At 46.2% G+C, this 25,638-nt stretch carries 28 protein-coding genes and 2 pseudogenes; 17 read left to right on the top strand and 13 right to left on the bottom strand.

Translation table 11 applies throughout. The annotated features are described in order from the left end of the window. The first annotated feature begins 1 nt into the window (after window position 1). The 8 genes and pseudogenes from OWN49_RS07700 to OWN49_RS07665 all read left to right on the top strand — a co-directional run bounded on the left by OWN49_RS07700 (window position 2) and on the right by OWN49_RS07665 (window position 5,602). Window positions 2-790: a YwqG family protein gene (locus OWN49_RS07700; RefSeq protein WP_077722962.1), complete on the top strand. Its 789-nt coding sequence runs from the start codon at window positions 2-4 to the stop codon at window positions 788-790. A 279-nt stretch (window positions 791-1,069) separates the two neighbouring features. Next, window positions 1,070-1,504 carry a DUF5082 family protein gene (locus tag OWN49_RS07695; protein ID WP_003151273.1) on the top strand — a complete coding sequence of 145 codons (435 nt, stop codon included), beginning with the start codon at window positions 1,070-1,072 and terminating at the stop codon, window positions 1,502-1,504. Beyond that, entirely contained in the window at window positions 1,504-1,764 is a 261-nt protein-coding gene (locus OWN49_RS07690; RefSeq protein ID WP_007614257.1) for a YwqI/YxiC family protein, read from the top strand. The genes OWN49_RS07695 and OWN49_RS07690 overlap by 1 nt, the downstream gene beginning before the upstream one ends. A gap of 19 nt (window positions 1,765-1,783) precedes the next feature. Next, window positions 1,784-3,529, top strand: coding sequence for a ribonuclease YeeF family protein (locus tag OWN49_RS07685; protein ID WP_176283578.1), 1,746 nt, complete (start codon window positions 1,784-1,786; stop codon window positions 3,527-3,529). A gap of 16 nt (window positions 3,530-3,545) precedes the next feature. Continuing rightward, complete coding sequence (locus OWN49_RS07680) at window positions 3,546-3,851, top strand: hypothetical protein (RefSeq protein WP_003151282.1); 306 nt, start codon at window positions 3,546-3,548, stop codon at window positions 3,849-3,851. An 18-nt stretch (window positions 3,852-3,869) separates the two neighbouring features. Beyond that, a pseudogene (locus tag OWN49_RS07675) lies at window positions 3,870-4,064 on the top strand (hypothetical protein); the annotation flags it as partial. 75 nt (window positions 4,065-4,139) lie between these two features. After that, a pseudogene (locus tag OWN49_RS07670) lies at window positions 4,140-4,782 on the top strand (hypothetical protein). 103 nt (window positions 4,783-4,885) lie between these two features. Next, entirely contained in the window at window positions 4,886-5,602 is a 717-nt protein-coding gene (locus OWN49_RS07665; protein ID WP_077722960.1) for an endonuclease V, read from the top strand. Window positions 5,603-5,688: 86 nt separating this feature from the next. Here OWN49_RS07665 and OWN49_RS07660 read toward each other — a convergent pair whose 3' ends face one another. Beyond that, a complete protein-coding gene (locus OWN49_RS07660) occupies window positions 5,689-6,570 on the bottom strand; it encodes a LysR family transcriptional regulator (protein ID WP_077722959.1) in 882 nt (293 codons plus the stop codon). 122 nt (window positions 6,571-6,692) lie between these two features. Between OWN49_RS07660 and OWN49_RS07655 the strand changes: the two genes are divergently transcribed. Both OWN49_RS07655 and OWN49_RS07650 read left to right on the top strand, forming a co-directional pair. Next, window positions 6,693-7,238, top strand: coding sequence for a flavodoxin family protein (locus OWN49_RS07655; protein WP_077722958.1), 546 nt, complete (start codon window positions 6,693-6,695; stop codon window positions 7,236-7,238). Continuing rightward, window positions 7,235-7,453: a hypothetical protein gene (locus tag OWN49_RS07650; protein ID WP_070082491.1), complete on the top strand. Its 219-nt coding sequence runs from the start codon at window positions 7,235-7,237 to the stop codon at window positions 7,451-7,453. The genes OWN49_RS07655 and OWN49_RS07650 overlap by 4 nt, the downstream gene beginning before the upstream one ends. A gap of 26 nt (window positions 7,454-7,479) precedes the next feature. Here the strand turns inward: OWN49_RS07650 and chrA are convergent, their stop codons facing one another. From chrA to OWN49_RS07635, 3 genes are read right to left on the bottom strand one after another with little or no spacing between them, the layout of a single operon-like run. Further along, window positions 7,480-8,016: a chromate resistance efflux protein ChrA gene (gene chrA / locus OWN49_RS07645; protein WP_077722957.1), complete on the bottom strand. Its 537-nt coding sequence runs from the start codon at window positions 8,014-8,016 to the stop codon at window positions 7,480-7,482. Then, a complete protein-coding gene (gene chrB, locus OWN49_RS07640; RefSeq protein WP_025853576.1) occupies window positions 8,013-8,603 on the bottom strand; it encodes a chromate efflux transporter subunit ChrB in 591 nt (196 codons plus the stop codon). Before chrB ends, chrA begins: the two co-directional genes overlap by 4 nt. 15 nt (window positions 8,604-8,618) lie before the next feature. Further along, window positions 8,619-9,095, bottom strand: coding sequence for an Lrp/AsnC family transcriptional regulator (locus OWN49_RS07635; protein WP_077722955.1), 477 nt, complete (start codon window positions 9,093-9,095; stop codon window positions 8,619-8,621). A 207-nt stretch (window positions 9,096-9,302) separates the two neighbouring features. Here OWN49_RS07635 and ggt point away from each other — a divergent pair, with 207 nt between their 5' ends. After that, a complete protein-coding gene (gene ggt, locus OWN49_RS07630; protein WP_176283577.1) occupies window positions 9,303-10,880 on the top strand; it encodes a gamma-glutamyltransferase in 1,578 nt (525 codons plus the stop codon). 11 nt (window positions 10,881-10,891) lie between these two features. On the opposite strand, the gene OWN49_RS07625 is transcribed toward ggt, so the two are convergent. The 3 genes from OWN49_RS07625 to cotG form a co-directional block, all read right to left on the bottom strand. After that, window positions 10,892-11,236 carry a DUF4181 domain-containing protein gene (locus OWN49_RS07625; RefSeq protein WP_077722953.1) on the bottom strand — a complete coding sequence of 115 codons (345 nt, stop codon included), beginning with the start codon at window positions 11,234-11,236 and terminating at the stop codon, window positions 10,892-10,894. A 164-nt stretch (window positions 11,237-11,400) separates the two neighbouring features. After that, the gene (locus tag OWN49_RS07620; RefSeq protein ID WP_014419051.1) at window positions 11,401-12,021 is read right to left on the bottom strand and encodes a flavin reductase family protein; all 621 of its coding nucleotides are present in this window, start codon (window positions 12,019-12,021) and stop codon (window positions 11,401-11,403) included. Between the two features lie 156 nt (window positions 12,022-12,177). Further along, window positions 12,178-12,744 (bottom strand): spore coat protein CotG, encoded by a 567-nt coding sequence (gene cotG, locus OWN49_RS07615; RefSeq protein ID WP_096034907.1) that lies wholly within the window; start codon window positions 12,742-12,744, stop codon window positions 12,178-12,180. Window positions 12,745-12,884: 140 nt separating this feature from the next. Here cotG and OWN49_RS07610 point away from each other — a divergent pair, with 140 nt between their 5' ends. The 3 genes from OWN49_RS07610 to OWN49_RS07600 all read left to right on the top strand — a co-directional run bounded on the left by OWN49_RS07610 (window position 12,885) and on the right by OWN49_RS07600 (window position 15,711). Further along, window positions 12,885-13,979, top strand: a complete 1,095-nt coding sequence (locus tag OWN49_RS07610; RefSeq protein WP_015387604.1) for a CotH kinase family protein — start codon at window positions 12,885-12,887, stop codon at window positions 13,977-13,979. 122 nt (window positions 13,980-14,101) lie between these two features. Further along, window positions 14,102-14,995: a hypothetical protein gene (locus OWN49_RS07605; RefSeq protein WP_025853571.1), complete on the top strand. Its 894-nt coding sequence runs from the start codon at window positions 14,102-14,104 to the stop codon at window positions 14,993-14,995. A 41-nt stretch (window positions 14,996-15,036) separates the two neighbouring features. Beyond that, a complete protein-coding gene (locus tag OWN49_RS07600; RefSeq protein ID WP_007407530.1) occupies window positions 15,037-15,711 on the top strand; it encodes a hypothetical protein in 675 nt (224 codons plus the stop codon). A 49-nt stretch (window positions 15,712-15,760) separates the two neighbouring features. Here the strand turns inward: OWN49_RS07600 and OWN49_RS07595 are convergent, their stop codons facing one another. Both OWN49_RS07595 and alsR read right to left on the bottom strand, forming a co-directional pair. Continuing rightward, on the bottom strand, window positions 15,761-17,092 hold the full coding sequence (locus OWN49_RS07595) for an arsenic transporter (protein WP_070082487.1): 1,332 nt from the start codon (window positions 17,090-17,092) through the stop codon (window positions 15,761-15,763). 194 nt (window positions 17,093-17,286) lie between these two features. Then, window positions 17,287-18,195, bottom strand: a complete 909-nt coding sequence (alsR, locus tag OWN49_RS07590) for an acetoin biosynthesis transcriptional regulator AlsR (RefSeq protein WP_003151316.1) — start codon at window positions 18,193-18,195, stop codon at window positions 17,287-17,289. A 156-nt stretch (window positions 18,196-18,351) separates the two neighbouring features. Here alsR and alsS point away from each other — a divergent pair, with 156 nt between their 5' ends. From alsS to OWN49_RS07575, 3 genes are all read left to right on the top strand, one after another. After that, window positions 18,352-20,064 carry an acetolactate synthase AlsS gene (gene alsS, locus OWN49_RS07585; RefSeq protein WP_176283576.1) on the top strand — a complete coding sequence of 571 codons (1,713 nt, stop codon included), beginning with the start codon at window positions 18,352-18,354 and terminating at the stop codon, window positions 20,062-20,064. A 60-nt stretch (window positions 20,065-20,124) separates the two neighbouring features. After that, on the top strand, window positions 20,125-20,892 hold the full coding sequence (gene budA / locus OWN49_RS07580; RefSeq protein ID WP_003151318.1) for an acetolactate decarboxylase: 768 nt from the start codon (window positions 20,125-20,127) through the stop codon (window positions 20,890-20,892). A 102-nt stretch (window positions 20,893-20,994) separates the two neighbouring features. Beyond that, window positions 20,995-21,519: an NAD(P)H-dependent oxidoreductase gene (locus tag OWN49_RS07575; protein ID WP_172615030.1), complete on the top strand. Its 525-nt coding sequence runs from the start codon at window positions 20,995-20,997 to the stop codon at window positions 21,517-21,519. Between the two features lie 124 nt (window positions 21,520-21,643). Here the strand turns inward: OWN49_RS07575 and OWN49_RS07570 are convergent, their stop codons facing one another. From OWN49_RS07570 to OWN49_RS07555, 4 genes are read right to left on the bottom strand one after another with little or no spacing between them, the layout of a single operon-like run. Further along, complete coding sequence (locus OWN49_RS07570; protein ID WP_024085887.1) at window positions 21,644-22,177, bottom strand: SH3 domain-containing protein; 534 nt, start codon at window positions 22,175-22,177, stop codon at window positions 21,644-21,646. A gap of 60 nt (window positions 22,178-22,237) precedes the next feature. Then, the gene (gene rbsB, locus OWN49_RS07565; protein WP_007407524.1) at window positions 22,238-23,155 is read right to left on the bottom strand and encodes a ribose ABC transporter substrate-binding protein RbsB; all 918 of its coding nucleotides are present in this window, start codon (window positions 23,153-23,155) and stop codon (window positions 22,238-22,240) included. A 13-nt stretch (window positions 23,156-23,168) separates the two neighbouring features. Continuing rightward, a complete protein-coding gene (gene rbsC, locus OWN49_RS07560) occupies window positions 23,169-24,140 on the bottom strand; it encodes a ribose ABC transporter permease RbsC (RefSeq protein ID WP_071392391.1) in 972 nt (323 codons plus the stop codon). Then, the gene (locus OWN49_RS07555; RefSeq protein ID WP_176283575.1) at window positions 24,130-25,623 is read right to left on the bottom strand and encodes a sugar ABC transporter ATP-binding protein; all 1,494 of its coding nucleotides are present in this window, start codon (window positions 25,621-25,623) and stop codon (window positions 24,130-24,132) included. Before OWN49_RS07555 ends, rbsC begins: the two co-directional genes overlap by 11 nt. Window positions 25,624-25,638: the final 15 nt, after the last annotated feature.

Genomic DNA, 25,638 nt, shown 5'->3' with positions numbered 1-25,638 from the left:
CGTGGAAAACACATGGAAATTGCCGAAGCAAATGGAATCATCCCGCGGTCTGCTGGAAACGTCAGCACGGCCCTTTATCAAACTGCACGTCAAAAAAGCTGAAACGGGACGGTATGACAGTAAAATTGCCGGAGACCCCTATTTTCCGAAACATGAACCATATCCTGAAGATGAAAGCGGCAGGCCGATGAAGCTTCTCGCCCAAATCAATTTTGCGGATATGCCCGGACTTCCTGATTTTCCGGACACCGGCATTCTTCAGTTTTACGTATCGGTCAGTGATGACGTATACGGTTTGAATTTTGACGACGGGTGCGCGCAAACGGGTTTCTCCGTCAAATATTTTGAGCACGTGACAGATCGGGAAGAGGAGCTCATGGATGATTTTTCTTTCGTTCAGGTTGAAGAGGAGTACGATTTTCCGATTCAATCCGAAGCGCTGATCACCCCTGAGCTGTCTGCTGAATGGGTGCTCCCGTCTGATTTTCAATTCAGGCAATATGCCGGGATGGATGCCTTCGACTATTTCGAGCAGTTTGACGATGAGGTGTATGACGAATATACGGTGAACGCATTCGGCCATAAAATCGGCGGCTATGCGTCCTTCACCCAGGAAGATCCGCGGTCTTATTCCCATCAAAACCATACGATTCTGCTCTTGCAAATTGATTCAGATGATGACATTGATTCGATGTGGGGAGATGTGGGAATCGCCAATTTCTTTATCAGACCGGAAGATTTGAAGAAAAAAGATTTCTCAAACGTTTTGTACAACTGGGACTGCAGTTAACGACAGTATTAGACTCATGATACAAGGCAAAGGAGACGGTTAATCACTGTCTCCTTTTTTTAGGGAATTTATCATGGATACATAGAGGAGATCAATGAATGGATATGCCGTTTATGTGAGTCTTTTGGCGTTAATGATGAGCATCTCGGCTGCTGAAAATAAGTCATTTAACCTATTTAAGCTGCTTTCTGTCTATTTTAAAATATAATATATGGAAATATAGTATGGAAAAGTCTGTGCTTTTTGTACGACTTTTTGCGTAAGACGAGGTGAAAACAGATGAGCCATTCAAGCACATTAAGCCATATTAACAGCACGATCAGCCATAAACTGGGCGAGATCGAACACCAAATTGATAAATTAAAAGAAGCGAAAAGAGAGATAGAATCTCTGCAGGAAGAGGGCGTGTCTGAAATCAGAGACATCCTCAGGCCGCACCTGGATCATCATTGGACCGGCACTTTTGCTGAAGAATTTGATGACCGGCGCGATCAGGCCCATACAGAAGCATACAGAATCGTCACAGACAAATACGACGGTTATATTTACCGAATCGGCTTAAAGATGACACAGCTTGAAATTGAAAAAGGAGGGCTCCTTGCCGCCAGAAGCATCGCGAGAGAGGCAGAGCACCTGCTGACGCTGGGAGAAGAAGCCCTTGACACGGTCGGAGAAAAAATACAATCAATCAAAAAAAGCTGGAGTTGGTTTTAATGGCAGAAATAAAACTCAAATACGGAGCCGTCATGAAGCAGCTTGAATCCGTCAGCAGCGCTTTGGAGGCCGTTTCTATCGGGAACGCCGGTTCAAACGGAAAAAACAAGCTCGACTATACCTCCAAATACCAATCACGCGAGGCAAAGCTTGTATCGATGATCAGCGAATACAAGCAGGCCGTTCATAAGAATATCGCGGACGTTAAAGACAACGTAGATTCTTTGAAGGAACAGGACGAGGCGATCGCCGTAAAATAACGAAAGAAAGGACTTGCCGATGAGCAAAGTGTTTGAATCACAATCGTTAACGGACGAAGCAGATAAGAGAAAGAAACAATACGAAGCCCTTGAAGGGCAGCTGCGTGCGCTCAAACAAGCCTTTCAAGGCGTGGCCGATCTGGGTGATGCTTTGAAAGGGAAAGGCGCAGACAATATAAAAGATTTTTTTCAGGGACAAGCGGAAATCGCCGACAGCTGGCTGACGCTTGTCTCTGCTCAAATTGCGTTTTTAAATGGCATTTCAGGTGACATTAAAGATCAAGAACTCAGCGATTCATATGCGGAGACTTCGTTTTTAGAGCATGAGCTGCCCAATGCGGATTTGAGAGCTTCAGAGATTGTCTCCGCTCATAAAGCAGAAATCGATTCGATTTTGTCTGGCATCAGCGATATTATTCATCTCGATACATATACGCTGGATGATTACGCAGATAAAATGGGTGATGCCCAGAAAACCAGACGTGACACGATCACGGCAGTCGATACGCTTGATGAATCCCTGACCGCTGAATATCAAAACTTAGAATCTCTGGACAACGCAGTGCTCAGCAAATATTCCGTTCTCATGCAGGCCACCAGGAACGGGAAAAGCGCCTCCCCTATGTACTATGACAAAAAAGCCTTCCACAGCAATGAAATCTACAAAAGCGTCAAGGCGACAGAAAAACAGGGCACGGACTATATTGACGCAAAAGCCCAGCAGGCCGAAGCAAGACGGCTTCAGGAAAAGGCTGAAGAAGAAGCCAATAAACCATGGTACGAAAAAACATGGGACGGCATCTGCAACTTTACCGGCGAAGTCACCGGCTATTATGATTATAAAAGAGCAGCTGAAGGCGTTGATCCGGTGACCGGCGAAAAACTCTCCACCGCAGAACGCGTCACAGCAGGAGCGATGGCCGCCGCCGGATTCATACCGGTCGTCGGCTGGGCGGGCCGCGCTTTCAAAGGCGGAAAAGCCATTTACAAAACCGGAAAAACCGTCATTGCCGCAGAACATGCTTTAGATGCCTATAAAACCGGAAAATCCTTAGACATTCTCAAAATGACAGAAATGGGCGCATACGGCCTCGTCGCCTCAAACGGATTCTCAGAAGCCGTCACAGGCAGAGATATGTTCGGAAACAAAGTGTCTGAGGAAAAACGGAAGCAAGGAGCGCTGGAAGCGGCGTTGAGTTTGGTTGGTGCCGGCGCACTGGCGAAGCATGTAAACAAAGGCATACCGCTTGCAACCCATTCAAAAGTTCAAAAAGCTAACAAGACACTAGAAAAAGTTAAACAATTCAAAGTCCCGACAAACGTCCGCGTGTACGCAGAACGCCCAGTAACTCCGGATGGCTTCACGATCGGAATCCCGACAGTCCGGGTAGATGTAGAAAAGACGGCTGTGAAGGATCTTGGGATTGTGAAGATGGCTAGTAGTGGTAAAGGTATTAAGGGTATTGTTAAACCTGTTTCAAATATGAATGAGTTTTTTGATATGGAATTTGGAAAAAAAATAAGTAATTCCTTATCAAAATCAAAAGTAAAGTACGATGGACAATCAATTTATAAGGTGGAAAAGAAAACTGATAACCAATATCTGAAAAAGGGTTATGGAGTTTATCTTGACGCATTACACAAAGACCATTTAGAAGTAATAGATAAGACGGGAAATGTGAAATACGTATTGAATTTAGATGGTACTTTAAACCCTGACAAGACTAAGAAAGCACTTGGACGAGTAGTTAAGGGGTGGAAATAACAGTGGAGGAATTGATATGGATAAAAAGTTAGAAGGAATATTGGACATACTAGATAAACTTAATTCAAGTATTAATATTATAAATAAAGAAGATTTAGATGAACAGTACGAGAACCTTGAGGATTTTAGGGTGTTAACTAGAGATTTAGATATTATATTAAACAATTTTGGTTCATTGGATAAGAACGATGGTGATGAAATAGAGAAAATGTTATTTGAACTTCATAGAATTCTAACGACGTTTGAATGGCATTTCTCAGAAATTAGTGATTTAAACACAACAATTTTAAAAGTTTATAAAGACAAAATCAATAACCTCTAGTAATGAAAAGCCTTAACTGAATCTTTAGAATTCATTCAGGGAACGAACTATATTAATAAAATAATGCAAGAGAAAGGGTTTATCGAACTCAGTTATTTGTATGATTACTACGATACTGTGTATGAGTGGAGTGAATTGCCACATATACAGCCTTTCAACAGGAGATTAACATTAGGAGATGCCTTGTTTACTGATGTATTAGAATTGCTATAGTTAAGAGCTTGCCGTGTTGTTATCGGCAAGTTTTTTTATAATAATTTAACAATGTGGAGTACAAGGAGAAGCAGGATGGACAGAGACCATATTTCTCAATTGCTGCCATTAAAAATCTGTAATGGCTGGTCTGTAGTACTGAACAATTTAAGTTCAGAAAAAAGAATGCGAGAAAAATATGAATTACTAAAACTACAAAATGAAAAACGTAATGCTGTTATTAAGGTAATATTTGAAAATGATCAATACCATGTCATAGTAGCGGGCTTAAAAACAGATAAGATTTATGAAGATGAATCTTTTGATGAAATGGAACAATTATTGGAAGAGTTAGAATATCAAATCTGGACTGTGGGAAGTGGGGTTTTAGAGGGTTTGCAGCCGCTAAGCCAACATGTTCCCAATTTCTTAAGGCTTAAGATACCGGCTGGTTGGACTGTTGATTATATTACATTAAAAGATACTGATCCTAAAACTCTAGAGGAAAATGATGATGCTTGGTTATTTGACTTTAATCAAGATCTCCTGCAGATTTCTCATAAGACAAAAAATTTGCTGCTTGACGTAGGATGGTACCCAGAAGGAGATCCAACCGGCAGTTATGGCATTGAACTGATAAAAAACGAAGATTGGGAAAATCCTCTAGTGTACTGAACTTAAAGAATTACTTAAACAATTGGATCTTATTTTTATGAAAGAAATGAAAAATGAATATTAATAAAAAGCAGATTATACTATTTGCTTTTTTCAATGAAGCATAAGGAGTCTTCGCTAGATCGACACACAGGACAATTGAGCGCGAAGAGAGGAAAACAAGTGAAATGAAAATACATCAAATTCACGATTTTGAACAAAAAGATGAATCGGATTTTATTCGAACTCAACAATCTCTTATACATAAAATCAACCTATCCCCCGTCATCCATCCAGAATCCGTCAATACATGCGCAGGCGTCGACCTCGCCTATTGGGAGCAGGACGGGGAACCGTACGGGGTGTGCAGTATGATCGTGATTGACGCTGATACAAAAGAAGTCATTGAAAAGGTGCACAGCATGGGGAAAATCAGCGTGCCGTATGTGTCCGGTTTTCTTGCGTTTCGCGAGCTGCCTTTGATCATCGAGGCGGCGAAAAAGCTGGAGACGGAGCCGGATGTCTTCTTGTTTGATGGCAACGGGTATCTGCATTACAATCATATGGGCGTTGCCACTCATGCGGCTTTTTTTCTGGGAAAGCCGACGATTGGGATTGCGAAAACCTATCTTAAAATCAAAGGCTGCGATTTTGAGATGCCTGAAAATGAAGTAGGCGCCTACACCGATATTCTCATTGACGGCGAGGTATATGGCCGGGCGCTTCGGACACGGCGGGACGTGAAGCCTATCTTCTTGTCTTGCGGACATAACATTGATTTAGAAAGCAGCTATCAGATCACAATGAAAATGATCAATCGAGAAAGCAGGCTGCCGATCCCTGTCCGTCTGGCTGACCTTGAAACGCATGTTTTGCGAACGTTTTATCGGAAAAATCACGTGTAACACTTGGGGCTTTAAGCCACCAAGTGTTTTTTTTGTATGCCTGGTGTCCGCTTTATTAAAAACTTTGTCGTCCTCGCAGCAGGTTTTTATTTGAATGTTTTTCGCGTCAAATCGATAAATGCCTTTAATGGTGCAGACATCCACTTGTCCTTATGCCATGCTAGTTGAGTAAAAACGGGGCATTCATTCTGCCAGTTGAGTTCTTTCATCCGTCCTTCGGCAATATCGTCTTTTACTGTCATTTCAGGCAATAGTCCAATTCCGAGTCCGGCCATCACGCATTGTTTGATGGCTTCTATGCTGACGAATTCTAATTTATTAGGGTAGACTCCGGCGTCATGTAAAGTGTTCTCAAAGAGCGTGCGATATGAACAGCCGTCCTCTGTCAGCAGAAGGGTTTCGTTTTGAAGATCCTTCAATGTTGCTGGTGAGTCTGCTGGAAAAGGATGGTCATTGGCGGCTACCATTTTGATTTCATCCTGAATCAGAGATTCAACGTGCAGTGCGTCTTCCGTTCGGTTCACATCCAAAATGAAAGTGATATCAAGCTGGCCCTGCAAGAGCTGTTCTTTCGCTTGTTCGTTGGAAATATACGGTTTGAATATGAGCTTTACTTGAGGAAAAGCCTGTTTGAATTCTTTTATGATAGGCGGAAGGCGGTATGTGCACTGGCTTTCCGTCGCACCGATTTTCAAGGTTCCGGTTGTTTCCCTTGCTTGATTTGCGGCCATTTTTGCTTCTTCTGTTAACGCAATGATCTTCTCCGCATAGGATTTGAACGTTTTGCCGGCTTCTGTCAGGAAAAGCCGCTTGCCGAGCCGTTCAAATAAAGGAGTCCCGATTTCTTCTTCCAGTGATTTGATCTGAGAGGTAACGCTTGATTGTGCATAGTTAAGCATCTTGGCCGTTAGGGTGAAGTTTACGTGTTCTGCTGCGGTAATAAAGGTGATCAGCTGCTTCAATTCCATTTGATCTCGCCCTTTCTAAATCGTTTTTATCGATTGAAACAATCGAAATAATCATCTGTATTGATCGATGAATCCATTATATGATGAAGAAAATCATTCGTAAACAAAGGAGCAGATGCATCATGAACATTGCGGTTATTCATGGCGGAACGAGGCCTGACGGAAATACGGATATTCTTGCGGAGAAGGCTGTTCAAGGATTCGATGCGGAGCACATTCATTTGCGGAAATATCGGATCCGGCCAATTGAAGATCTGCGTCACGCCCAAGGCGGCTTTCGTCCTGTTCAAGATGACTGCGATTCTATCATTGAGCGGATTTTATCGCGCGATATTCTTGTATTCGCCACCCCAATTTATTGGTTTGGCATGTCAGGGACATTAAAGCTGTTTATTGATCGCTGGTCACAGACGCTGAGAGATCCGAGGTTTCCTGATTTTAAACAGCAAATGTCAGTGAAGCAGGCATATGTAACAGCAGTGGGAGGGGACAACCCTAAACTCAAAGGGCTGCCGCTGATTCAGCAATTTGAACATATTTTTCATTTTATGGGGATGTCCTTTAAAGGCTATGTGCTGGGAGAAGGCAATCGTCCCGGTGATATTCTTCATGATCATCAGGCTCTGTCCGCTGCGAGCCGTTTATTGAAAAGAAGTGATGCGATATGAAGCTGCTGCTGGTTATCTCTGGTATATTGATTCTTGCACTCTTTCTAGCTTGGAAAGCGCCGACTTCTGTTTGGGTACAGGCTGAAACCAATTCGCCTCAGGTTCAGCAATCTGTGAGAATGGCAGGCGCAACGCTGCAAGTTAAGCAAATCATCAAGAGTGATGCAGGCGAAGAAACAGTTGTCATATCAAACGGCATTGCGGGGCCAAAATAAAAAAGCACCTGTCCAGGTGCTTTTCTTTATAAATGAGGAATCACAAGCCCTCCATACAAAAACGCCGCGATAATCAGGAAGGCCGGATGCAGCTTGAATTTTGTCAAGGCAAGGAGGGAGATCCCCGCAATCACTATCGCTTGAACCCAGCCGATCGCTTTGATGCCGTCTGCGCCGATTTGCCAGGTAAGAATGAGCATCATGACGGCGATGACAGGCTGGACGGACAGCGTCATACCTTTGATGACGGGGGATTGGCGGAAGCGCTGAATGATGCGCAAGAGGACGATCAATGCGAGCGCCGACGGTACGACGGTGGCGATCAGCGCAATCAGGAACCCGGGCCACCCGCCTGCGCTGTAGCCGACATACGCCGCGATTTTGGTTGCGATCGGGCCCGGCAATGCGTTCGCAAGTGCGAGCATATTTGAGAATTGATCGTTTGAGAGCCAGCTGTATCTGTTGACGACTTCTTCAAACATCAGCGGGATCGACGCCGGTCCGCCTCCATATCCGAGTACGTTTGCGACAAAAAACGCCATAAATACATAAATCAAGATCATGAGGCAGACATTCCTTTATCTTTTGAACGTTTATTTGTGATTTTGTCCTTTAATTTAAAATGAAACGCGCCGTACGCTAAGAAAATGATAATGACAAAGCCGGGATTGATCTGTAACGTTTGCAGGCCGATAAAAGCGATGATAAAAAACAGGATGCCCGTGACCCAGCCGAAACCTTTAAGCGCTTTTTGGCCAAACTCGTACGCCATGATGCCGAGCATGACCGCAATCACCGGTGTTACGGCGCCAATCATGCCGGCAACGATTGCTGAGCGGCTTAAGACATTGACAGCCGCAAACAAGCCCGCCATAGCGAGACATGTAGGCAGAATATGTGCGAGGGTTGCCGCGATTGCGCCTAACGTGCCTTTCAGCTTGAAGCCCAGATACGCCGCCATTTTTGTGGCAATCGGTCCGGGAAGCGCATTAGCGATCGCTAGTATTTCTCCGAATTCATCATCATCTATCCATTTGTATTTATTGACTGCTTCATGGCGGATAAGCGGGATCACCGACGGGCCGCCTCCGAATCCGAGAATGCCCGTTCGGACCATCGCCGCCGTAATGTCCCAATAGGGATGTTTCATGGCTATGTCCCCTCCTTACAGCTTCATGCCCGTTCTGCTTTTATACCGTTTAATCAGCATTTGGCAGTCGACGCTGACGACGCCTTTTTGCGTATAGAGCCGTTTTGTCAAAAACTCTTCCATCTCCTGATCATTTGCGAAAATGCCGTGCATATGCAGCTTGCTCGGTCCGGTCATATGATAAAGGCTTGTCACGGCCGGCTCCTTTTCAAGCTTTAATGCGGTTTCCTCCAAATACTGCGGCTCCACCTCCACATTAAAAAACACGGACACATGACGGCCGATTTTCGCCGGGTTGATGACAGCGGTGAATTTTTCAATCACACCGGCATCCAGTAAATGCTGAATGCGGTGCTGAACCGCCACTCGCGACAGGTTAACCCGCTTTCCTAAGTCTGTATAGGAAACCCTTCCTTCCTCGTGCAAAATCGAGAGAATCTGTTTATCCGTTTCATCAAGGACAAGATTCGGAATGCTGTACTCATGTTCCAACCGGCTTCACCTTCCTTCATTTGGTGGATATTATTGTAACATGAAATGTTACGGTATGAAGGAGAAATTTTTTTATTGTTTTCGTTACGTAATAAATTAGGATTATTTCTTATCGGAAAGTAAATAGTGTGTGAGCTTTTCTTTCAGGAAAGTGGATACCGGTGAAGCCGCTTTTTATACTTGAGAAAATTTGTAAAGGGGCTTGCCATGAATACTTCAACCATCGGAACGAAACAAATGGTCGTCAGTCCGCATTATCTTGCTTCTCAGGCGGGGGCCGGCATTCTGGAAAAGGGCGGAAACGCGTTTGACGCGGCAGTGGCGGTCAGCGCCTGCCTGGCAGTCGTGTATCCGCACATGACGGGTCTTGGCGGGGATTCATTTTGGCTCACTTACCATAAAGAAACGGGACGAATCAAAGCTTATAACGGGAGCGGCCGTTCAGGGAAGCATGTGACGAGAGACTTGTATCGGGGCAGAGAAGCGATCCCTCTGCGCGGGCCAGAAAGCGCAATTACCGTTCCGGGAATGGCGGACAGCTGGGATGCCGTGCTTTCGGCGTACGGGCGTCTTTCGCTCGCTGAGGTGCTGAAGCCTGCTCTTGATTATGCGGCAAACGGATTTCCAGTGTCCGCCGACCAGTGCGCCCACACAGAACGCAATCTCGCTCTTTTAGCCTCAACACCTTATACCTCAGCCATTTTTACGAGAAACAAAAAAGCGCCCATGCCCGGTGAACGGTTTGTCCAGAAGGATCTGGCGGCCAGCTTGGAACAGCTTGCCGAGAAAGGCAGAGGCGCTTTTTATGAAGGAGATCTCGCTCAAAGCATCACATCCTTTCTGCAAAACAACGGCAGCCGTCTGACACTTGATGACTTTAAAGCCCACCGCGGCGAGTGGACGAACCCGGTATCCTCTGATTACCGCGGGTACCGCATCTATCAGGCTCCGCCGAATTCACAGGGCTTTACAGGCTTAATGACGCTCAATATATTGGAAAACTATGATTTTTCTCAGATTGAACACGGTTCCTTTGAATATTATCATCTGCTGATCGAGGCGCTGAAGAAGAGTTTTCAGCACCGGAATGAAGTGCTGACAGATCCGGCATTTTCTCATATTCCGCTGGATCGGCTGCTTGATAAACGGTATGCAAAGCAGCTGGCGGAAGAAATCGGTTACACGGCTGCGCCGGCGGTAAGCCGTCCGGTCGGAAGCGACACTGCTTATGCCGCCGTCAGAGATGCGGAAGGAAATGCCGTTTCCTTTATACAGAGCCTCTATTTCGAGTTCGGATCTGCCGTTACGGCGGGGGAGACGGGTATTTTACTGCAAAACCGCGGGTCATTTTTTTCGCTGGATGAATTCCATGTCAATACGCTCGAACCCGGCAAGCGGACGTTCCACACCCTCATGCCGGCGATGGCCTGTAAAGAAGGAAAGCCGCACATCCTGTACGGAACCCAGGGAGGAGAAGGCCAGCCGCAAACTCAGACAGCGATGATTACGCGCATCATTGATTACAAAATGGACCCGCAGCAGGCGATCAATGAGCCTCGCTGGGTCTGGGGACGGACATGGGGAGAGGAGTATGAAGGGCTGAGGGTTGAAAGCAGAATCAGCCCTGAAACGAGAGAAGCCCTAAGGCAGAGCGGCCACCGCGTCGAGACCGTTGGTGATTTTGACGGGCTTATGGGCCATGCGGCAGCGATCGTCATTGATGAAGAAGGCTTTCTCCAAGGCGGGGCCGACCCGCGCGGCGACGGAGCGGCCGCAGGAGTATAGAGCATGATACGCTAACTGATGAAAAAAATAAGCATGCCAAGAGCGGCAGAAAGACCCGCGTAAAACGAATCGTACACATATTGCTTTTCCTCCCGCCGGTGCCGCCATTCCATTAAGCCGCTGCAGCAAAATAGCATGGAAACAGCTCCGGCAAATACGTACATTTCATTGAAAAAAGTCACCGCTGCGATGCCCGTAATAAGCAGTGTGATTTCGATTAATCGATATGTGCTGTTTATCGGCTTCTGCTTTTTAACGGGATTTGGAAAATGGAGAACTTTGACGGCAAATACTTGAAACATAAGGCTGAGCAAAATAAATACGGCTGAAAAAATCAGTAACTGAATGAAATCCATCGTCTGCCTCCTAAAAATGTGTCACTCGTTTCATACGGGTGAGGGCCTTGCAAGTTTCAGCATTCTATAAGACATTAGGCGGATTTTAATGGTAAAAGACTCAAAAAGACCCCTTTTGAAAGGGGTCTTTTTGACTAGTTTCTTCTATTATAATGGTTCCTGCTTCAGGTCGGGCGGACGAGCGTATATGTCTTCCCGAGTCTGGCGTATTCATTCCCCGCGAGCCTTGCCGCAGGCTTCAGCTCATCTGTCCGTATGTAGCCTTTATCGGCGTCATATACTTGGTCATTCAAATGAAAACAAACGACTCTGCCGATGATGAGGTCTGTCGTCGTTTCTCCGCTGTCATTTTGAAACGGAAGATGGCGTTCGAGTATACATTCAAACCTGACTTTTGCTTCTTTTATACCGGGAACGCTGATGCAGGCGCTGTCTGTCACAGAAAGGTCTGTCATGCCAAGTTCACTGACATCAGGATCAAGCCTTGCCGCCGTTTTGTTAATATCTTCAATAATGGACTCATCACTGACGTGCACCACGAATTCCCGATGAGCGATTGCGTTTCTCGCGGTGTCTTTCTGCCGTCCGTCCGCGCGGCTGACAGAGATGGCCAGAAGCGGCGGTTCTGCGGAGACAACGTTATAGAAACTGAAGGGCGCCGCGTTTACGGCGCCGTTGATGGATGACCGCGTCGTGACAAATGCGATCGGCCGGGGAACGACTGTGCCCGAAAGCAATTTGTAAGTGTCTTTTGCGTTCAGTTCGTCTGCTCGTAAGATATGCATGATTTCGGCCGCCTTTCTTTATCGTATGACCTGATTATACAGAAAGAAAATTCGGAAACACAACAAAAGAAAACCGGCTGCATATCTTATCACGTGGCATATATCTGATTGAGGAAAAAGGCTTCCGTTTAGCCGGCAGCCTATTTACAAATGGCGTTACTTGTAGTTTTTCTTTACAACCCAGATGTTCCCGTCTTTCCAGTACTCTGTTTTGCTGCAGTAATCGTCTTTTTTGCAAGGGTCTTTTTTATGAGGACGATAAGGTTTTTTCTGCGTGCGTTTTTTCTTGCGGCGGCATGATTTTTTGTGGCTGCGAGATTTTTTGTGAGAGCGGCACGATTTTTTACGGCTGCGAGATTTTTTGTGAGAACGGGACTTTTTATGGCTGCGAGATTTTTTGTGAGAACGGGACTTTTTATGGCTGCGAGATTTTTTGTGAGAACGGGATTTTTTATGGCTGCGAGATTTTTTGTGAGAACGGGATTTTTTATGGCTGCGAGATTTTTTGTGAGAACGGGATTTTTTATGGCTGCGAGATTTTTTGTGAGAGCGGCACGATTTTTTATGGCTGCGAGATTTTTTGTGAGAGCGGCACGATTTTTTATGACTGCGAGATTTTCTCTTCTTACTGCTTTTTGGTTCTTGGTACAAATAATCTTCCAATCCCTCGGTGCTTGCGGACTTTACTGCTTCTTCGATATCAGAATGGGAATAGTGGCCCATTTTGAAACCTCCTCATGATATATGTTTTAAGGATGCGATCCTTACTACCACATAGTACGCATGAATGAAAAAAGTGTATGTGTGATTCGCTGAGTTTTATATAAAAAGCACAGCCTAAATTAATACAGGGAGGGTTACTGATGAAAGACCAATCAACATTGCCTCTGTACCAGCTGTTTATTCACCCGAAAGACTTAATGGAGCTGAAAAAAGACATTTGGGATGATGATCCGGTGCCCGCGGTGCTGAGAGTGAATCAAAAACGGCTTGACATTGATCTGGCGTACCGCGGCTCTCATATAAGAGATTTCAAGAAAAAATCGTATCACATCGCTTTTTATTCGCCGAAAACATTTCGCAGGGCGAAAGAGATACATTTAAACGCTGAATACAAAGATCCGTCGATGATGAGGAATAAGCTGTCTCTCGATTTCTTCGCGGAGCTTGGGACGCTGTCACCAAAGGCGAATTTCGTAACCCTGCAAATCAATGGCAGGCATGAGGGGGTGTATCTTGAGCTGGAGTCAGTGGATGAATATTTTCTGGCGAAACGGAATTTGGCGGAAGGGGCTGTTTTTTACGCGGTTGATGACGACGCCAATTTCTCCCTCGTCAGTGATCTGGAGCGGGATACAAAAACATCGCTCGAACTTGGTTATGAAAAGAAAACGGGAACGAAAGAAGACGATTTATACTTGCAGGACATGATCTATAAAATTAATACCGTGCCGAAGTCAGAGTTCAAGGGGGAGATCGTCAAACACTTGGACGCCGATAAGTATTTGCGGTGGCTTGCGGGCATCGTGTTTACCTCAAACTACGATGGGTTTGTTCATAATTACGCTTTGTACCGGAATCATGAAACGGGACTTTTTGAAGTCATTCCGTGGGATTACGATGCGACGTGGGGAAGAGACATTCACGGTGATCGGATGGACGCCGATTATGTCAGAATACAAGGGTTTAATACCTTGACTGCAAGGCTTCTGGATGAACCGTATTTCCGCAAAGCGTACAAACAGCTTTTGGAAGAAACGCTTCAGACCCGGTTTACCATTGAACATATGAAGCCGAAGGTCATGTCACTGTATGAGCAGATCAGGCCGCATGTCGCAAAGGATCCTTATAAGAAAGAGGAGATTGATTGCTTTGACCGGGAGCCTGATGTGATTTGCGAATACATTAAGGAGCGGTCCGCCTTCATCAGCAGTGAGTTAGAGCGGTGGAATATCTGATTTGGAAATGAAGAAAGATTTTTTACAAATAGGCTGGTGAATCAGTTCCCGAAAATAATCGTGATACGTATATATGCATTATGCTTTTTACATTATGAGAAAAATGACTAGGAGGATAATAGATGAAACGCAATACGAAGCGGCATCGGTCTGATGACAACTTTTTGCATGCAATGGAAGGAAAAGTAATTACTGTCTACCGGGGAGGTCCGGAGTCCAAGACAGGGAGATTAGCAGACATTCAATCGGATTATATCGCTCTTCAGGTTGATAATAAAATCGTTTATTATCAATGGAAACACGTGAAAAGTGTGACGGAAAATACGAGTGAAACCGTATCGCCGGCCGAAGCGGCAGAATGTGAAAAAGCTGATGATTTTCAAGACCTGATCAGCCGGATGACCAATCGCACGGTGCAATTGAATCAGGGAGGTCCCGAATCGAAAAGAGGAAAGCTTCACGAAACAGGGGATGATTTTCTCGTGCTGGAAACGGAAGATGACGGAATCGTATATTTTAACGCCGACCATGTCAAAAGCATCAGCGCGGAACAAGAAGAGGACGGCCAAGAGGAGGAGCGCCCGGAATTTGAAATGGCTGATGATTTTCACGGCATATTTAAACGCCTGATCCACAAATGGGTATCCATCAACCGCGGAGGTCCTGAAGCCGTTGAAGGTATACTTGTGGATAATTCCGACGGCCACTACACTCTTGTGAAAGATAAAGAAGTGCTGCGGATCTATCCTTTTCATATCAAGAGCATCAGCGAAGGGGCAAAAGGAGCAGCTAAAAAAGAGGAGAATAAAGACGACGAGAATAAAGGTGAGAAAGAGAGCGCCGAAGAAGAAAAGTCACATGAAGAAGAATCACGCGAAGAGCAGCGTACTTCCTCTAAAAAGTCGAAAAGATCATCAAGATCCGTTCGATCCTCAAAACGGGAGGAAGAGAATTCTTATAGCTACGCCACTGTATTAAGGACAATAGATTATCGGTGGAAACACGGCCGTAAATGATTGGAAAGATTGTCCGTAAACGCGGGAGAGGGGGGAATGAAATGGCTGGATTAAGCAGATTTCTGGATAAACAAGTCGATATTGAGATATCGGGGAATACGACATTTTCAGGAACTCTTTTGGATATCGGTCAGGATATCATTGTGATTCATGACGGCCGGACGTTTCTTTATATTCCGCTGCTGCATCTTCAGAGGATGACATTGACGCTCCCGGACGAAGAGAATAAAGAGCCGTACGCAAGAAAAAAAAGTCCGCATCCCGAAAAACAGGAACATTCATTTTCTTACCGGAATACCCTCCAGCATATAAAAGGCAGATTTACAGAAATATTTGTTACGGGAGACCGTTCCATCCATGGGTATGTGACAAGTGTTTTAAATGATTATTTTGTTTTCTTCTCTCCGGTTTATAAGACTCTTTTCATCTCGATGCATCATTTGAAATGGCTGACACCCTATTCCGATGAGCAGACGCCGTATACATTAAACAGTTCAGAGCTGCCGGTTGTTCCCGCTAATGTGCCCCTTGTCCGGAATTTTGAGGAGCAATTAAAAAGATATATCGGGAAGCTGATTATTCTGGATTTAGGAGATATACCGAATAAAGTGGGGCTGTTACAGGATGTCTCAGATAATATTCTTGAATTGACCAATGCAGACGGCGATACTGTTTTTTGGAAATTGAATCATTTAAAAACCATGCACCTGCCATAAATGATAAAACTGCCTCTCTTATACAGCAGGCAGTTTTTTTTCATCGGAGCTAAAGGTAAATCCAACTGATCCAAACATATAAAACGGTAATGGTAAACACGACGGTGAGAGGGACAACGACAATGGTCGTTTTGATATATTCTGACCAAGAAACTTTTTCGCCGTGCTGTCTGATGATATGCATCCAGATCAGCGTGGCTAATGTCCCGATCGGCAGAAGCAATGATCCGATATCACTGCCGATAATATTAGCCAGATAAATGATTTTTACGGTTAATGGGTCGATGGACATTTCAGTTAATGTCAAAGTGCTGATCATTAAGGCGGGATGGTTATTGAACAAATTAGAGAGGACGGATGTAGCAATGCCCATAATAGTTGCGGCGTGGGCAATGCTTTGTGAGACATAAGGCTCAATAGACTGAACAAGCAGCGCCGTCAGTCCGATATTATGCAGTCCGTAGATGATAATGTACATCGTGAAGGCAAAAATAAAGATATGCCAAGGCGCTTTTCTTAATAAGTCTGCCGGTCCGATTTTTAAATAAAACCATCTCCAGCAAAGCAGGATGACTGAACTGATGACAGCCACGAGCGAAACGGATATGCCGTTGTAAGAAGCTGCAAACAGACTGATCCGGACGAACAATACAAATACCAAAACACAAAACATGATGTTCGTACGGCTGTTTTGGCTCAAGTCCGGCGGAGGCTGAAGCGGATGATATCGTTTGTGTTCCAGCGAATCAAAATGAACCGGAATATCGGGGAGCTGTTTCGGCAAACGGCGGTAAAAAACGGCAAACAGCAGAAAGGCCATAAACACCAGTCCCAGCGTGCCGGGGATAAACATCATATTGGTGTACAAATAAAGGTCCATGCCTATCATTTTGAGAGAAATTAAATTGACGATATTACTGACGCCGATCGGGGTGCTTGCCGCCGTCGCAATTAATACGCCGCTTATTAAATACGGTGTTTTCTGATGTCTTTTAAGTCCGAGATATTGTAAGACCAATAGTAAAATAGGAGTGGTGATTAAGACGCTGCCGTCATTATTCAGAAAGAGCGTCATTGAAAAACAGAGCAGGTTGGTCAGCCAAAAAAGCCGGATGCCCGATCCCTTGGCGCGGTGAAGCAGTTTGGCCGCCGCCCAGTTAAAAAAACCGAAGCTTTCCAGCGCGATCGCCATAATCATTGTGGAGATAATGGTTATTGATGCTCCGGTGACTTTTGACCCTATATCCCCCAAATCATGAAAGGAAACGGTTCCGCATAACAAAACGAGAATGGCGCCCAGCGACGCCGGAACGGCTTCATTTAATCCCCCGGGTCTCCAAAATATAAAAATAATGGTCACAAAGAAAGAAATCAGGGTCAAAATGACGGTAATATGTGTAATGTGTTCTGCCTCCTTTTAGATGGGTCATTGCCGCCCCGTTATTTTTATCCCTCCTGATCAGTTGTACTGTATGTATACGGGTACAGGTCGTAAGGTGTACTGAGCGTTTCTACCAATTTAGTAAAAATCCATAAAAGCACAAAAAAAGAGGCTGCTTTCGGCGGCCCTCTTTTTTATGCATTTTCCTTATCCGCCTGCAATAAAGCCTGGCGTTTATTCATAATATCCAGAAAATGTTTCAGGATCGGATTTTGATTATCCTTGCGGTAGGCAATGACCCATTCGGCAGTGAGCTGCGCCTGATTAATGCCGCGGTAGGCGACTTCGAGATTAAACAGCTTTTTAGCAGAAGAAGGCACGAAGGTTACACCGATACCGGCACTAACCAATCCGATCACCATTTGATACTCCGTCGCTTCCTGAACGATTTTCGGTTTGAAGCCCGCCTGCTCGCAGTAGTTTACAAACTCTAGGTATAAAGTCGGCCATGTTTCTTTCGACAGTGTGATAATCGGTTCATTTTTTAAATCCTGAATGTCGATTGTCTGTTTAGCGGTAAGCGGGTGCTGCTTCGGCAAAGCCAGAATGCACGGACTGCTCTGCACCTTTTCCATATGTAACGCGGAATGCTGTAAAGGCGGATGAAGGATGCCGATATCAATGTTCCCCTTCAGAAGTTCTTCCTGCTGTCTGAAAGAAGAAATTTCACGCAGATCAAGCTTGACGGAGGGGAATTTTTCGCGGAATTCCCGAATGATCGGCGGCAGAAATTCATATGTGGCCGAGCCGACAAAACCGACGACAAGGCGGCCGAGCTCTCCCCGCGCCGTTCTCTGCGCCATTTCAATCGCTTTGTCTATTTCTTCGATCGCGTTTCGGCTGTGTTTTAAAAAACTTTCTCCGGCAGCTGAAAGCTCTACAACCCGTTTCGTGCGCTTTAATAAGGTCACGCCGACTTCCTTCTCAAGCTGTTTGATCTGCTGGCTGAGAGGCGGCTGTGTCATATTTAACCGAAGCGCAGCTTTGCCGAAATGAAGTTCTTCGGCAACGGCAATAAAGTATTGAAGATGGCGAAGCTCCATCCTTATCCATTCCTTTCTCTTTGTTAATTATTCGTGAAACATATTAATCATACGGCGAATTGATATTGGAGGTCAATTTCCAAAGAGTGTATAGTGAATAATATCACAAATTACTTAAAATTTTATATTTAATATGCATAATAAGGAGTGAGGGTGTTGGCAAAAGCAACAAATGAACTAAAAACCTCTGAAAAAAATCGGGGGGCGGAGCTTGTTGTTGATTGCTTAGTGGAGCAAGGTGTCACACATGTTTTTGGCATTCCGGGTGCAAAAATTGATGCAGTATTTGATGCGTTAAAAGATAAAGGACCTGAACTGGTTTTATGCCGTCACGAACAGAACGCTGCATTTATGGCTGCGGCTGTCGGAAGACTGACTGGAAAACCAGGCGTTTGTCTCGTTACTTCAGGCCCGGGGGCATCCAACTTGGCGACCGGCTTGTTAACGGCTAATACAGAAGGTGATCCGGTAGTGGCGCTGGCGGGTAACGTAATTCGCGCAGACCGGTTAAAACGGACACACCAATCATTGGACAATGCGGCGCTATTTCAGCCGATTACAAAATACAGTGTAGAAGTACAGGAAACAGGGAATATACCAGAAGCGGTAACAAACGCCTTCAGGGCAGCGTCAGCAGGTCAGGCAGGCGCGGCTTTTGTGAGCTTTCCGCAGGATGTTGTGAATGAAATCACAAATGTGAAAAACGTACGCAGCGTGCCGGCGCCGAAACAAGGCCCTGCACCGGAAGAAGCGGTCAGCGCGGCTATCGCGAAAATCCAGACGGCGAAACTTCCCGTTCTGTTAGTCGGCATGAAAGGCGGAAGACCGGAAGCGGTAAAACAAATCCGCAAACTACTTGCCAAAACAAAACTGCCTTTCGTAGAAACGTACCAAGGGGCCGGCACATTGTCCAGAGAGCTGGAAGACCAATATTTCGGCCGGATCGGACTGTTCCGCAACCAGCCGGGCGATCTTCTGCTTGAACAGGCGGATGTCGTATTAACGATCGGTTATGATCCGATTGAATACGATCCGAAGTTCTGGAACGTAAACGGTGACCGTGCTATTATCCATCTTGACGAAATCCAGGCCGACATCGATCATGCCTATCAGCCGGAATTAGAATTATTAGGCGATATCGCCGCTACGGTTAAACAAATTGAACACGACGCTGTGACATTTGATATGGGCAGCCGTGAAAAAGAAGTGCTGAGCGAGTTAAAACAGATGCTCACAGACAGCGAGAAGGCGCCAAGCGATCATAAATCCGACAGAGTGCATCCTCTGCAAATCGTCCAAGAACTGCGCAGTGCAATTGATGACGACGTAACCGTCACTTGCGATATCGGTTCTCACGCGATCTGGATGTCCCGCTACTTCCGCGCTTATGAGCCGCTGAAACTGTTGATCAGCAACGGCATGCAGACATTGGGCGTAGCGCTTCCTTGGGCGATTGCCGCCACATTGGTGAATCCGGGTGAAAAAGTCGTATCCGTTTCAGGAGACGGAGGATTCTTGTTCTCTGCAATGGAATTGGAAACGGCAGTCCGCTTAAAAGCGCCGATCGTTCACCTTGTATGGAATGACAGCACATATGATATGGTCGCATTCCAGCAAATGAAAAAATATAACCGTACATCATGCGTAGATTTCGGAAACATTGATATCGTAAAATATGCAGAAAGCTTCGGCGCCACCGGCTTGCGCGTTGAGTCACCGGAACAGCTGGCAGACGTGCTGCAAAAAGGCTTGAACACAGAAGGCCCTGTCATCATTGACATTCCTGTCGATTACAGTGACAATGTCCATTTATCAAGCGACATGCTTCCGAAGCAATTCAAAGAAAAAATGAAAGCAAAAGCTCTCTAGCACTCTGCGCACCATGACCTGTTTTCTAAAACAGCCCAATTTAAAAGGAGTGAAGGGAATATGAAAAACGCAAGCGACATCCATATGATGAGCCGCGGAGAAAAAGGCTCACCTGAGGATCAGATCTATCAAGTATCCACAATGACATCTCTGCTGGACGGAGTATATGACGGAGATTTTGATATGGCTGACATTCCGAAGTTCGGTGATTTCGGAATCGGCACGTTCAACAAACTGGACGGCGAATTAATCGGATTTGACGGCGAATTTTACCGTCTGCGCGGCGACGGAACGGCTACGCCTGTTAAAGGCGGAGACCTGTCACCATTCTGCTCATTCACATTTTTCACGCCGGACATGACGCATACGATCGACGGCGAAATGACCCGTGAAGAATTCGAGCAGGAAATCGCCAGCCTTCTGCCTAGTAAAAACTTATTTTATGCGATCCGTTTAGACGGCGTATTTAAAAAGGTGCAGACAAGAACGGTAGAACGCCAGGAGAAACCGTACGTTCCGATGATCGAAGCGGTGAAAACACAGCCTGTGTTCAACTTTGACGACATTCAGGGTACAATCGCCGGCTTCTGGACGCCGGGTTACGCAAACGGCATCGCTGTTTCCGGATATCACCTGCACTTCATTGATGAAGGACGCAATTCCGGGGGACACGTGTTTGACTATGTCATTAAAGATTGTAAAGTGACCATTTCTCAAAAAATGAATATGAACCTCAAGCTTCCGAATACGGCGGACTTTTTCAACGCAAATTTAGATAATCCGAATTTTGCGAAGGATATCGAAACAACCGAAGGAAGCCCGGAATAAAATAAAAAAGAAAGCCTCATTTTTCTCGGGGGCTTTCTTTTTATTTGGCTGAACCGGCAAAGATTAGGTAAAATACAGTCAAAAGGGAAAGGTGTGGTAGCTGTGAAAGTATTGGTATTAGCGGTTCATCCTGACATGGACAACTCAGCGGTCAATAAGGCGTGGACAGAAGAATTAAAAAATCATGATGACATCACGGTCCGTGAGCTTTATAAAGAATATCCGGACGGGAAAATAGATGGGGAAAAGGAACGGCAGCTGTGTGAACAGTATGACCGGATCGTATTTCAATTCCCGCTGTACTGGTACAGTGCGCCTCCGCTTTTAAAAACATGGATGGATCATGTGCTGGCGTATGGCTGGGCTTACGGCTCCAAAGGAAAGGCGCTGCACGGCAAAGAATTGCTGCTGGCTGTTTCTGTAGGTGCCGGAGAGGATGCATATCAGGCAGGCGGGTCCAACCATTTTTCACTGAGCGAGCTCTTAAGGCCGTTTCAGGCAATGGCTAATTTTACGGGAATGACCTATTTGCCGGCTTTCGCGATGTACGGGGTTAGCAGCGCCGATGCTGCGGCTATCCGTGACAATGCCAAACGCCTGTCGGATTACATAAAGAAGCCATTTTAGAGTCGTATACATTCATCTTCATCCGACAATATTTCCTGAGAAATATTTCGAACCTTAGACGTTTCTGACTGCTCAAGAAAGAAAAAACGGATTTCGCGCTGAATTTGCGAAATCCGTTTTGATATTATGTCAGTTTTTGCAGATCTTTTGTGCTGATATATCCCGTTGCGCCCCCGTAATCGACAAGCGCCCAGCCGAAATCAATGCCGCCGCCGGCTGTCTTTTTCCATCCGAGGAAAGAAACGCTCGTGTTTTTGGCAAGGGAAGCTTTGACCGCTTGTTTGTCTGTATATACTTTTGTTTTTGCCGTCGTTTTTACGGTTGTTGCTTCTTTAACAATATAATGAGTAGATACAAATCCTGTTTTTCCGTTTTTATAATGTACTTTTGCCCAGTCAGCGTTCTGGAATGAAACGATCTTTAAGCTGTCGCCTAAATGAAGGGTATCAGCTCTCGGACTGGCTGCTGATGCTTTTGTTCTGACGTTCAATGCTTCCGCGGAAACGAGATAAGAGTCAAGCGGGTAGCTGTACAGATCGTCAATTTTGACCGCTTCTTGCGCGTGTGTCTCCGGAAGAGGCGTTATTCCGGCAGCTGAAGCCGCTGATATTCCCGCTGCAAGGGTCAGAATGGATGCCGCTTTGGCTGTTTTCTTCATCTGTATCTCTCCTTTTACTTCATCCTTTCACGTTTTACCGGAAGTCTAAACATCGGCCGATTATTTTTGTGTTTGAAGTTTCAATGGAGCGGAAATGGTTTTTTTGACTTTTTCTCCTTTGAGCACCTGCTCCGCCGCTTCGGCCGCCAGTTTTCCGATCAGCTCCGGCTGCTGGGCGACCGTGGCTGTCAGCTTCCCGTTTTTAATGGAAGAAATCGCATCTTTGTTTCCGTCGAAACCGACGACCAAAATGTGTTTGCCCGAGCTGTTAATCGCTTCGAGCGCCCCGAGTGCCATTTCATCATTATGGGCGAACACGGCTTTGATATCCGGATGTCCCTGCAGCAGGTTTTCCATGACGGTCAATCCTTTTGTGCGGTCAAAATCTGCCGCTTGCTTTGTTACGACATCCAGCTTTTTGTCGGCAATATGATGAAAGCCCGTTCCGCGTTCCCGTGTCGCGGATGCGCCCGGCACCCCTTGCAATTCAGCCACTTTGGCGCCTTTTCCGAGCTGATCGGCGAGGTAGTCAGCCGCCATTTCTCCTCCTTTGACATTGTCAGAGGCAACAAGCGTTTCGACTTTGCCGTGTTCGGCTGAACGATCCAGCGCAATGACGGGAATGCCGAGGGAATTTGCCGATTCGACGGCTGTTGAAATCGCTGATGAATCGGTCGGATTGATCAGCAGCGCATCGACTCCCTGCTGGATCAAATCTTCTACGTCATTTGACTGTTTAGATGAATCATTTTGGGCATCGACAATAATGACCTTCATGCCCCGTTTTTTGGCTTCCTTTACAACGCCTTCTTTTAATGAAACGAAGAACGGATTGTTTAATGTGGAGACGGAGAGCCCGATAGTGAATTCTTTTTTATGTTTTGTGTTTGACGGTTTTGCCCATTGCGGCGGTTCAAGTGAACAGGCGGACAGCAAAAACAGTGATAATGCCGCGATCGTGATGATGGCTTTCTTCATAATGGTCCTCCTACTATGCCGATTTTTTGCGGTCCAGCAGCACCGCGATTAAAATGACGATTCCTTTGACGACGAGCTGATAAAAAGATGATACGCCGAGAAGGTTCAAGCCGTTGTTCAGTGTACCGATAATCAAAACCCCGATCAGCGTCCCGATGATGCGCCCTCGGCCGCCGGACAGGCTCGTTCCGCCGAGAACGACCGCTGCGATGGCGTCCAGCTCGTATGATTCCCCGGCCGTCGGCTGTGCGGAATTTAAGCGTGATGTCAGAATCGCTCCCGCCAGCGCCGATAATAAACCTGTCAGAGAATAGATCATGATCTTGATGCGGGGCACTTTGATTCCCGATATCAGCGCCGCTTTCTCATTGCCGCCGATGGCGTATGTCCGGCGGCCGAACGGTGTTTTGTGCAGAAGAACCCACAGGGCCGCAAATGCAATCAGCATCGTAATGGCAGGTACGGGGATGCCGAGAAAATAACCGCGCCCGAATAATTGAAATGCGTAATTTGTACCGAGCCCCGTAATCGGATTTCCGTCCGTATAGACGAGGGTCAGTCCGCGAAAGACGGTCATTGTCGCCAAAGTGGCGATGAACGGCGCCATTTTTCCTTTTGTGATTAATAATCCGTTTATCATGCCGAGTACGGCGCCGATCACGCAGCCGATGATGACGGCTAAGATCGGGTCGATGCCTGATACCATCATACCTGCGACCAATGCACTCGATAAGGCGAGGATGGCTCCGACAGAGAGATCAATGCCTCCCGTTAAAATGATAAACGTCATTCCGAATGCAATCAGAGCGTTAATCGCAACCTGCCGAAGAAGATTGAGAATATTGAGAGGTTCAAGAAAACTCGGGTTTAAAACGGAAACGATCAGCACAAGAATCAGTAAGCCGAGAAACGGACCGAGTTTTTGCGTGAAGGTGTGAATGGAAAATCGCTTTTGTTCAGTTGATGTCATTGGTTCAGTTTTCATACCGCTGCCCTCCCGTGGCAAGTGTCATGATGTGTTCTTGTGTTGCGTCTGCCGCATTGATTTCTCCGCTGATGCGCCCTTCGTGGACGACGATGATTCTGTCACTCATGCCGAGAATTTCCGGCAGCTCGGAAGACACCATGATGATGGCGACTCCGCGATCGGTCAGTTCATTCATTAATGAATAGATTTCCCTTTTCGCGCCTACGTCGACGCCTCTTGTCGGTTCATCAAGGATGAGGACTTTCGGGCCGATTCCGATCCATTTGGCGATGACGACTTTTTGCTGATTTCCTCCTGATAAATGCCGGGCGGCGGTTTCCGGAGATGCAGTCTTAATGGTCAGACGCTTGATGAGCAGCTCAACGAACTCCGCCTCGCGTTTTCGGTCAATGATGCCTTTCGGAGAGAAGCTGGTCAGGTTCGGCAATGAGATATTTTCACGAATGGACGTATCCAGCAGCAGCCCTTCATCTTTGCGGTTCTCCGTAATCAGGCCGAGTCCCTTGCGGATGGCATCGTACGGACCCCGAATGCCGGTTTTTCGGCCGGAAATCCAGATCTCTCCGGAATCGAGCCGGTCAATTCCGAACAGCGCCCTCATGATTTCTGTCCGTCCGGCACCCATTAAGCCGGAAACGCCGAGGATTTCTCCGGCGCTCACATGGAAACTGATCTGTGAAAAGCTTCCTTTTTTTGAGGCGTTTTTTACTTCGAGCACCTTATCGCCGAGTGACGGCGTGCGGGTTGGATACCGATCGGTCAGCTCCCGCCCGACCATTTTTTTGACCACTTCATCAAAATGAGTATCTTTCATATGCGCCGTATCGACAGTGAGGCCGTCCCGCATAATGGTGATCCGGTCGCAAATCGAAAATATCTCTTCCATTCGGTGCGAAATATAGACGATTGATACGCCGTCCCGCTTTAACGCCGTCATCACGTCAAACAGTTTGCTGATTTCCCGTTCGGTCAGCGCCGCGGTCGGTTCGTCCATAATAATGACTTCGGCGTTTGTCATCAGCGCTTTGGCAATCTCAATCATCTGCTGCTGGCCGACGGAACATTGTCCGGCTTCCCGGTCAAGAGGAAGAGAGACTCCCAGTTTTTCAAGCTGTGATTTTGCTAGCGCTTTCATTTTCTTCGTTTCCAAAACGCCGAACGCCGTCGTCAGCTCTTTGCCGATAAAAAGGTTTTCAAGCACCGTCATGTCCGGCCATATATTCAGTTCCTGATGGATAAAGGCGATTCCGTGCTTTTCGGCTTCTTTTGGATTGGAGAAATTCATATTTGTTCCGTTTATCGTAATGTTTCCCTTATCGAGCCGGTAGAGCCCGGTGAGCAGATTCATTAACGTCGATTTGCCCGCTCCGTTTTCTCCCATTAAAGCGTGGATTTCTCCCGGCAGAAGCTCAAATGAGACGCCGGATAGCACTTGGTTTTTGCCGAATGCTTTATGAATGTCTGTCATGCCGATATGCATGCTGGATCCCTTCTT

It is taken from the genome of Bacillus sp. NEAU-242-2 (assembly GCF_027853835.1).
Lineage (GTDB): Bacteria > Bacillota > Bacilli > Bacillales > Bacillaceae > Bacillus > Bacillus velezensis.
Note: the sequence above shows the minus strand (reverse complement) of the source record. Positions and strands in the feature narration are given on the sequence as shown.

Coding starts and splice junctions, on each gene's coding strand:
- OWN49_RS07695 (WP_003151273.1), top strand. CDS start 1,070: ATGAGCCATTCAAGCACATTAAGCCATATTAACAGCACGATCAGCCAT.
- OWN49_RS07690 (WP_007614257.1), top strand. CDS start 1,504: ATGGCAGAAATAAAACTCAAATACGGAGCCGTCATGAAGCAGCTTGAA.
- OWN49_RS07685 (WP_176283578.1), top strand. CDS start 1,784: ATGAGCAAAGTGTTTGAATCACAATCGTTAACGGACGAAGCAGATAAG.
- OWN49_RS07680 (WP_003151282.1), top strand. CDS start 3,546: ATGGATAAAAAGTTAGAAGGAATATTGGACATACTAGATAAACTTAAT.
- OWN49_RS07665 (WP_077722960.1), top strand. CDS start 4,886: ATGAAAATACATCAAATTCACGATTTTGAACAAAAAGATGAATCGGAT.
- OWN49_RS07660 (WP_077722959.1), bottom strand. CDS start 6,570: ATGGAATTGAAGCAGCTGATCACCTTTATTACCGCAGCAGAACACGTA.
- OWN49_RS07655 (WP_077722958.1), top strand. CDS start 6,693: ATGAACATTGCGGTTATTCATGGCGGAACGAGGCCTGACGGAAATACG.
- OWN49_RS07650 (WP_070082491.1), top strand. CDS start 7,235: ATGAAGCTGCTGCTGGTTATCTCTGGTATATTGATTCTTGCACTCTTT.
- chrA (WP_077722957.1), bottom strand. CDS start 8,016: ATGATCTTGATTTATGTATTTATGGCGTTTTTTGTCGCAAACGTACTC.
- chrB (WP_025853576.1), bottom strand. CDS start 8,603: ATGAAACATCCCTATTGGGACATTACGGCGGCGATGGTCCGAACGGGC.
- ggt (WP_176283577.1), top strand. CDS start 9,303: ATGAATACTTCAACCATCGGAACGAAACAAATGGTCGTCAGTCCGCAT.
- OWN49_RS07625 (WP_077722953.1), bottom strand. CDS start 11,236: ATGGATTTCATTCAGTTACTGATTTTTTCAGCCGTATTTATTTTGCTC.
- OWN49_RS07620 (WP_014419051.1), bottom strand. CDS start 12,021: ATGCATATCTTACGAGCAGACGAACTGAACGCAAAAGACACTTACAAA.
- cotG (WP_096034907.1), bottom strand. CDS start 12,744: ATGGGCCACTATTCCCATTCTGATATCGAAGAAGCAGTAAAGTCCGCA.
- OWN49_RS07610 (WP_015387604.1), top strand. CDS start 12,885: ATGAAAGACCAATCAACATTGCCTCTGTACCAGCTGTTTATTCACCCG.
- OWN49_RS07605 (WP_025853571.1), top strand. CDS start 14,102: ATGAAACGCAATACGAAGCGGCATCGGTCTGATGACAACTTTTTGCAT.
- OWN49_RS07600 (WP_007407530.1), top strand. CDS start 15,037: ATGGCTGGATTAAGCAGATTTCTGGATAAACAAGTCGATATTGAGATA.
- alsR (WP_003151316.1), bottom strand. CDS start 18,195: ATGGAGCTTCGCCATCTTCAATACTTTATTGCCGTTGCCGAAGAACTT.
- budA (WP_003151318.1), top strand. CDS start 20,125: ATGAAAAACGCAAGCGACATCCATATGATGAGCCGCGGAGAAAAAGGC.
- OWN49_RS07570 (WP_024085887.1), bottom strand. CDS start 22,177: ATGAAGAAAACAGCCAAAGCGGCATCCATTCTGACCCTTGCAGCGGGA.
- rbsB (WP_007407524.1), bottom strand. CDS start 23,155: ATGAAGAAAGCCATCATCACGATCGCGGCATTATCACTGTTTTTGCTG.
- rbsC (WP_071392391.1), bottom strand. CDS start 24,140: ATGAAAACTGAACCAATGACATCAACTGAACAAAAGCGATTTTCCATT.
- OWN49_RS07555 (WP_176283575.1), bottom strand. CDS start 25,623: ATGCATATCGGCATGACAGACATTCATAAAGCATTCGGCAAAAACCAA.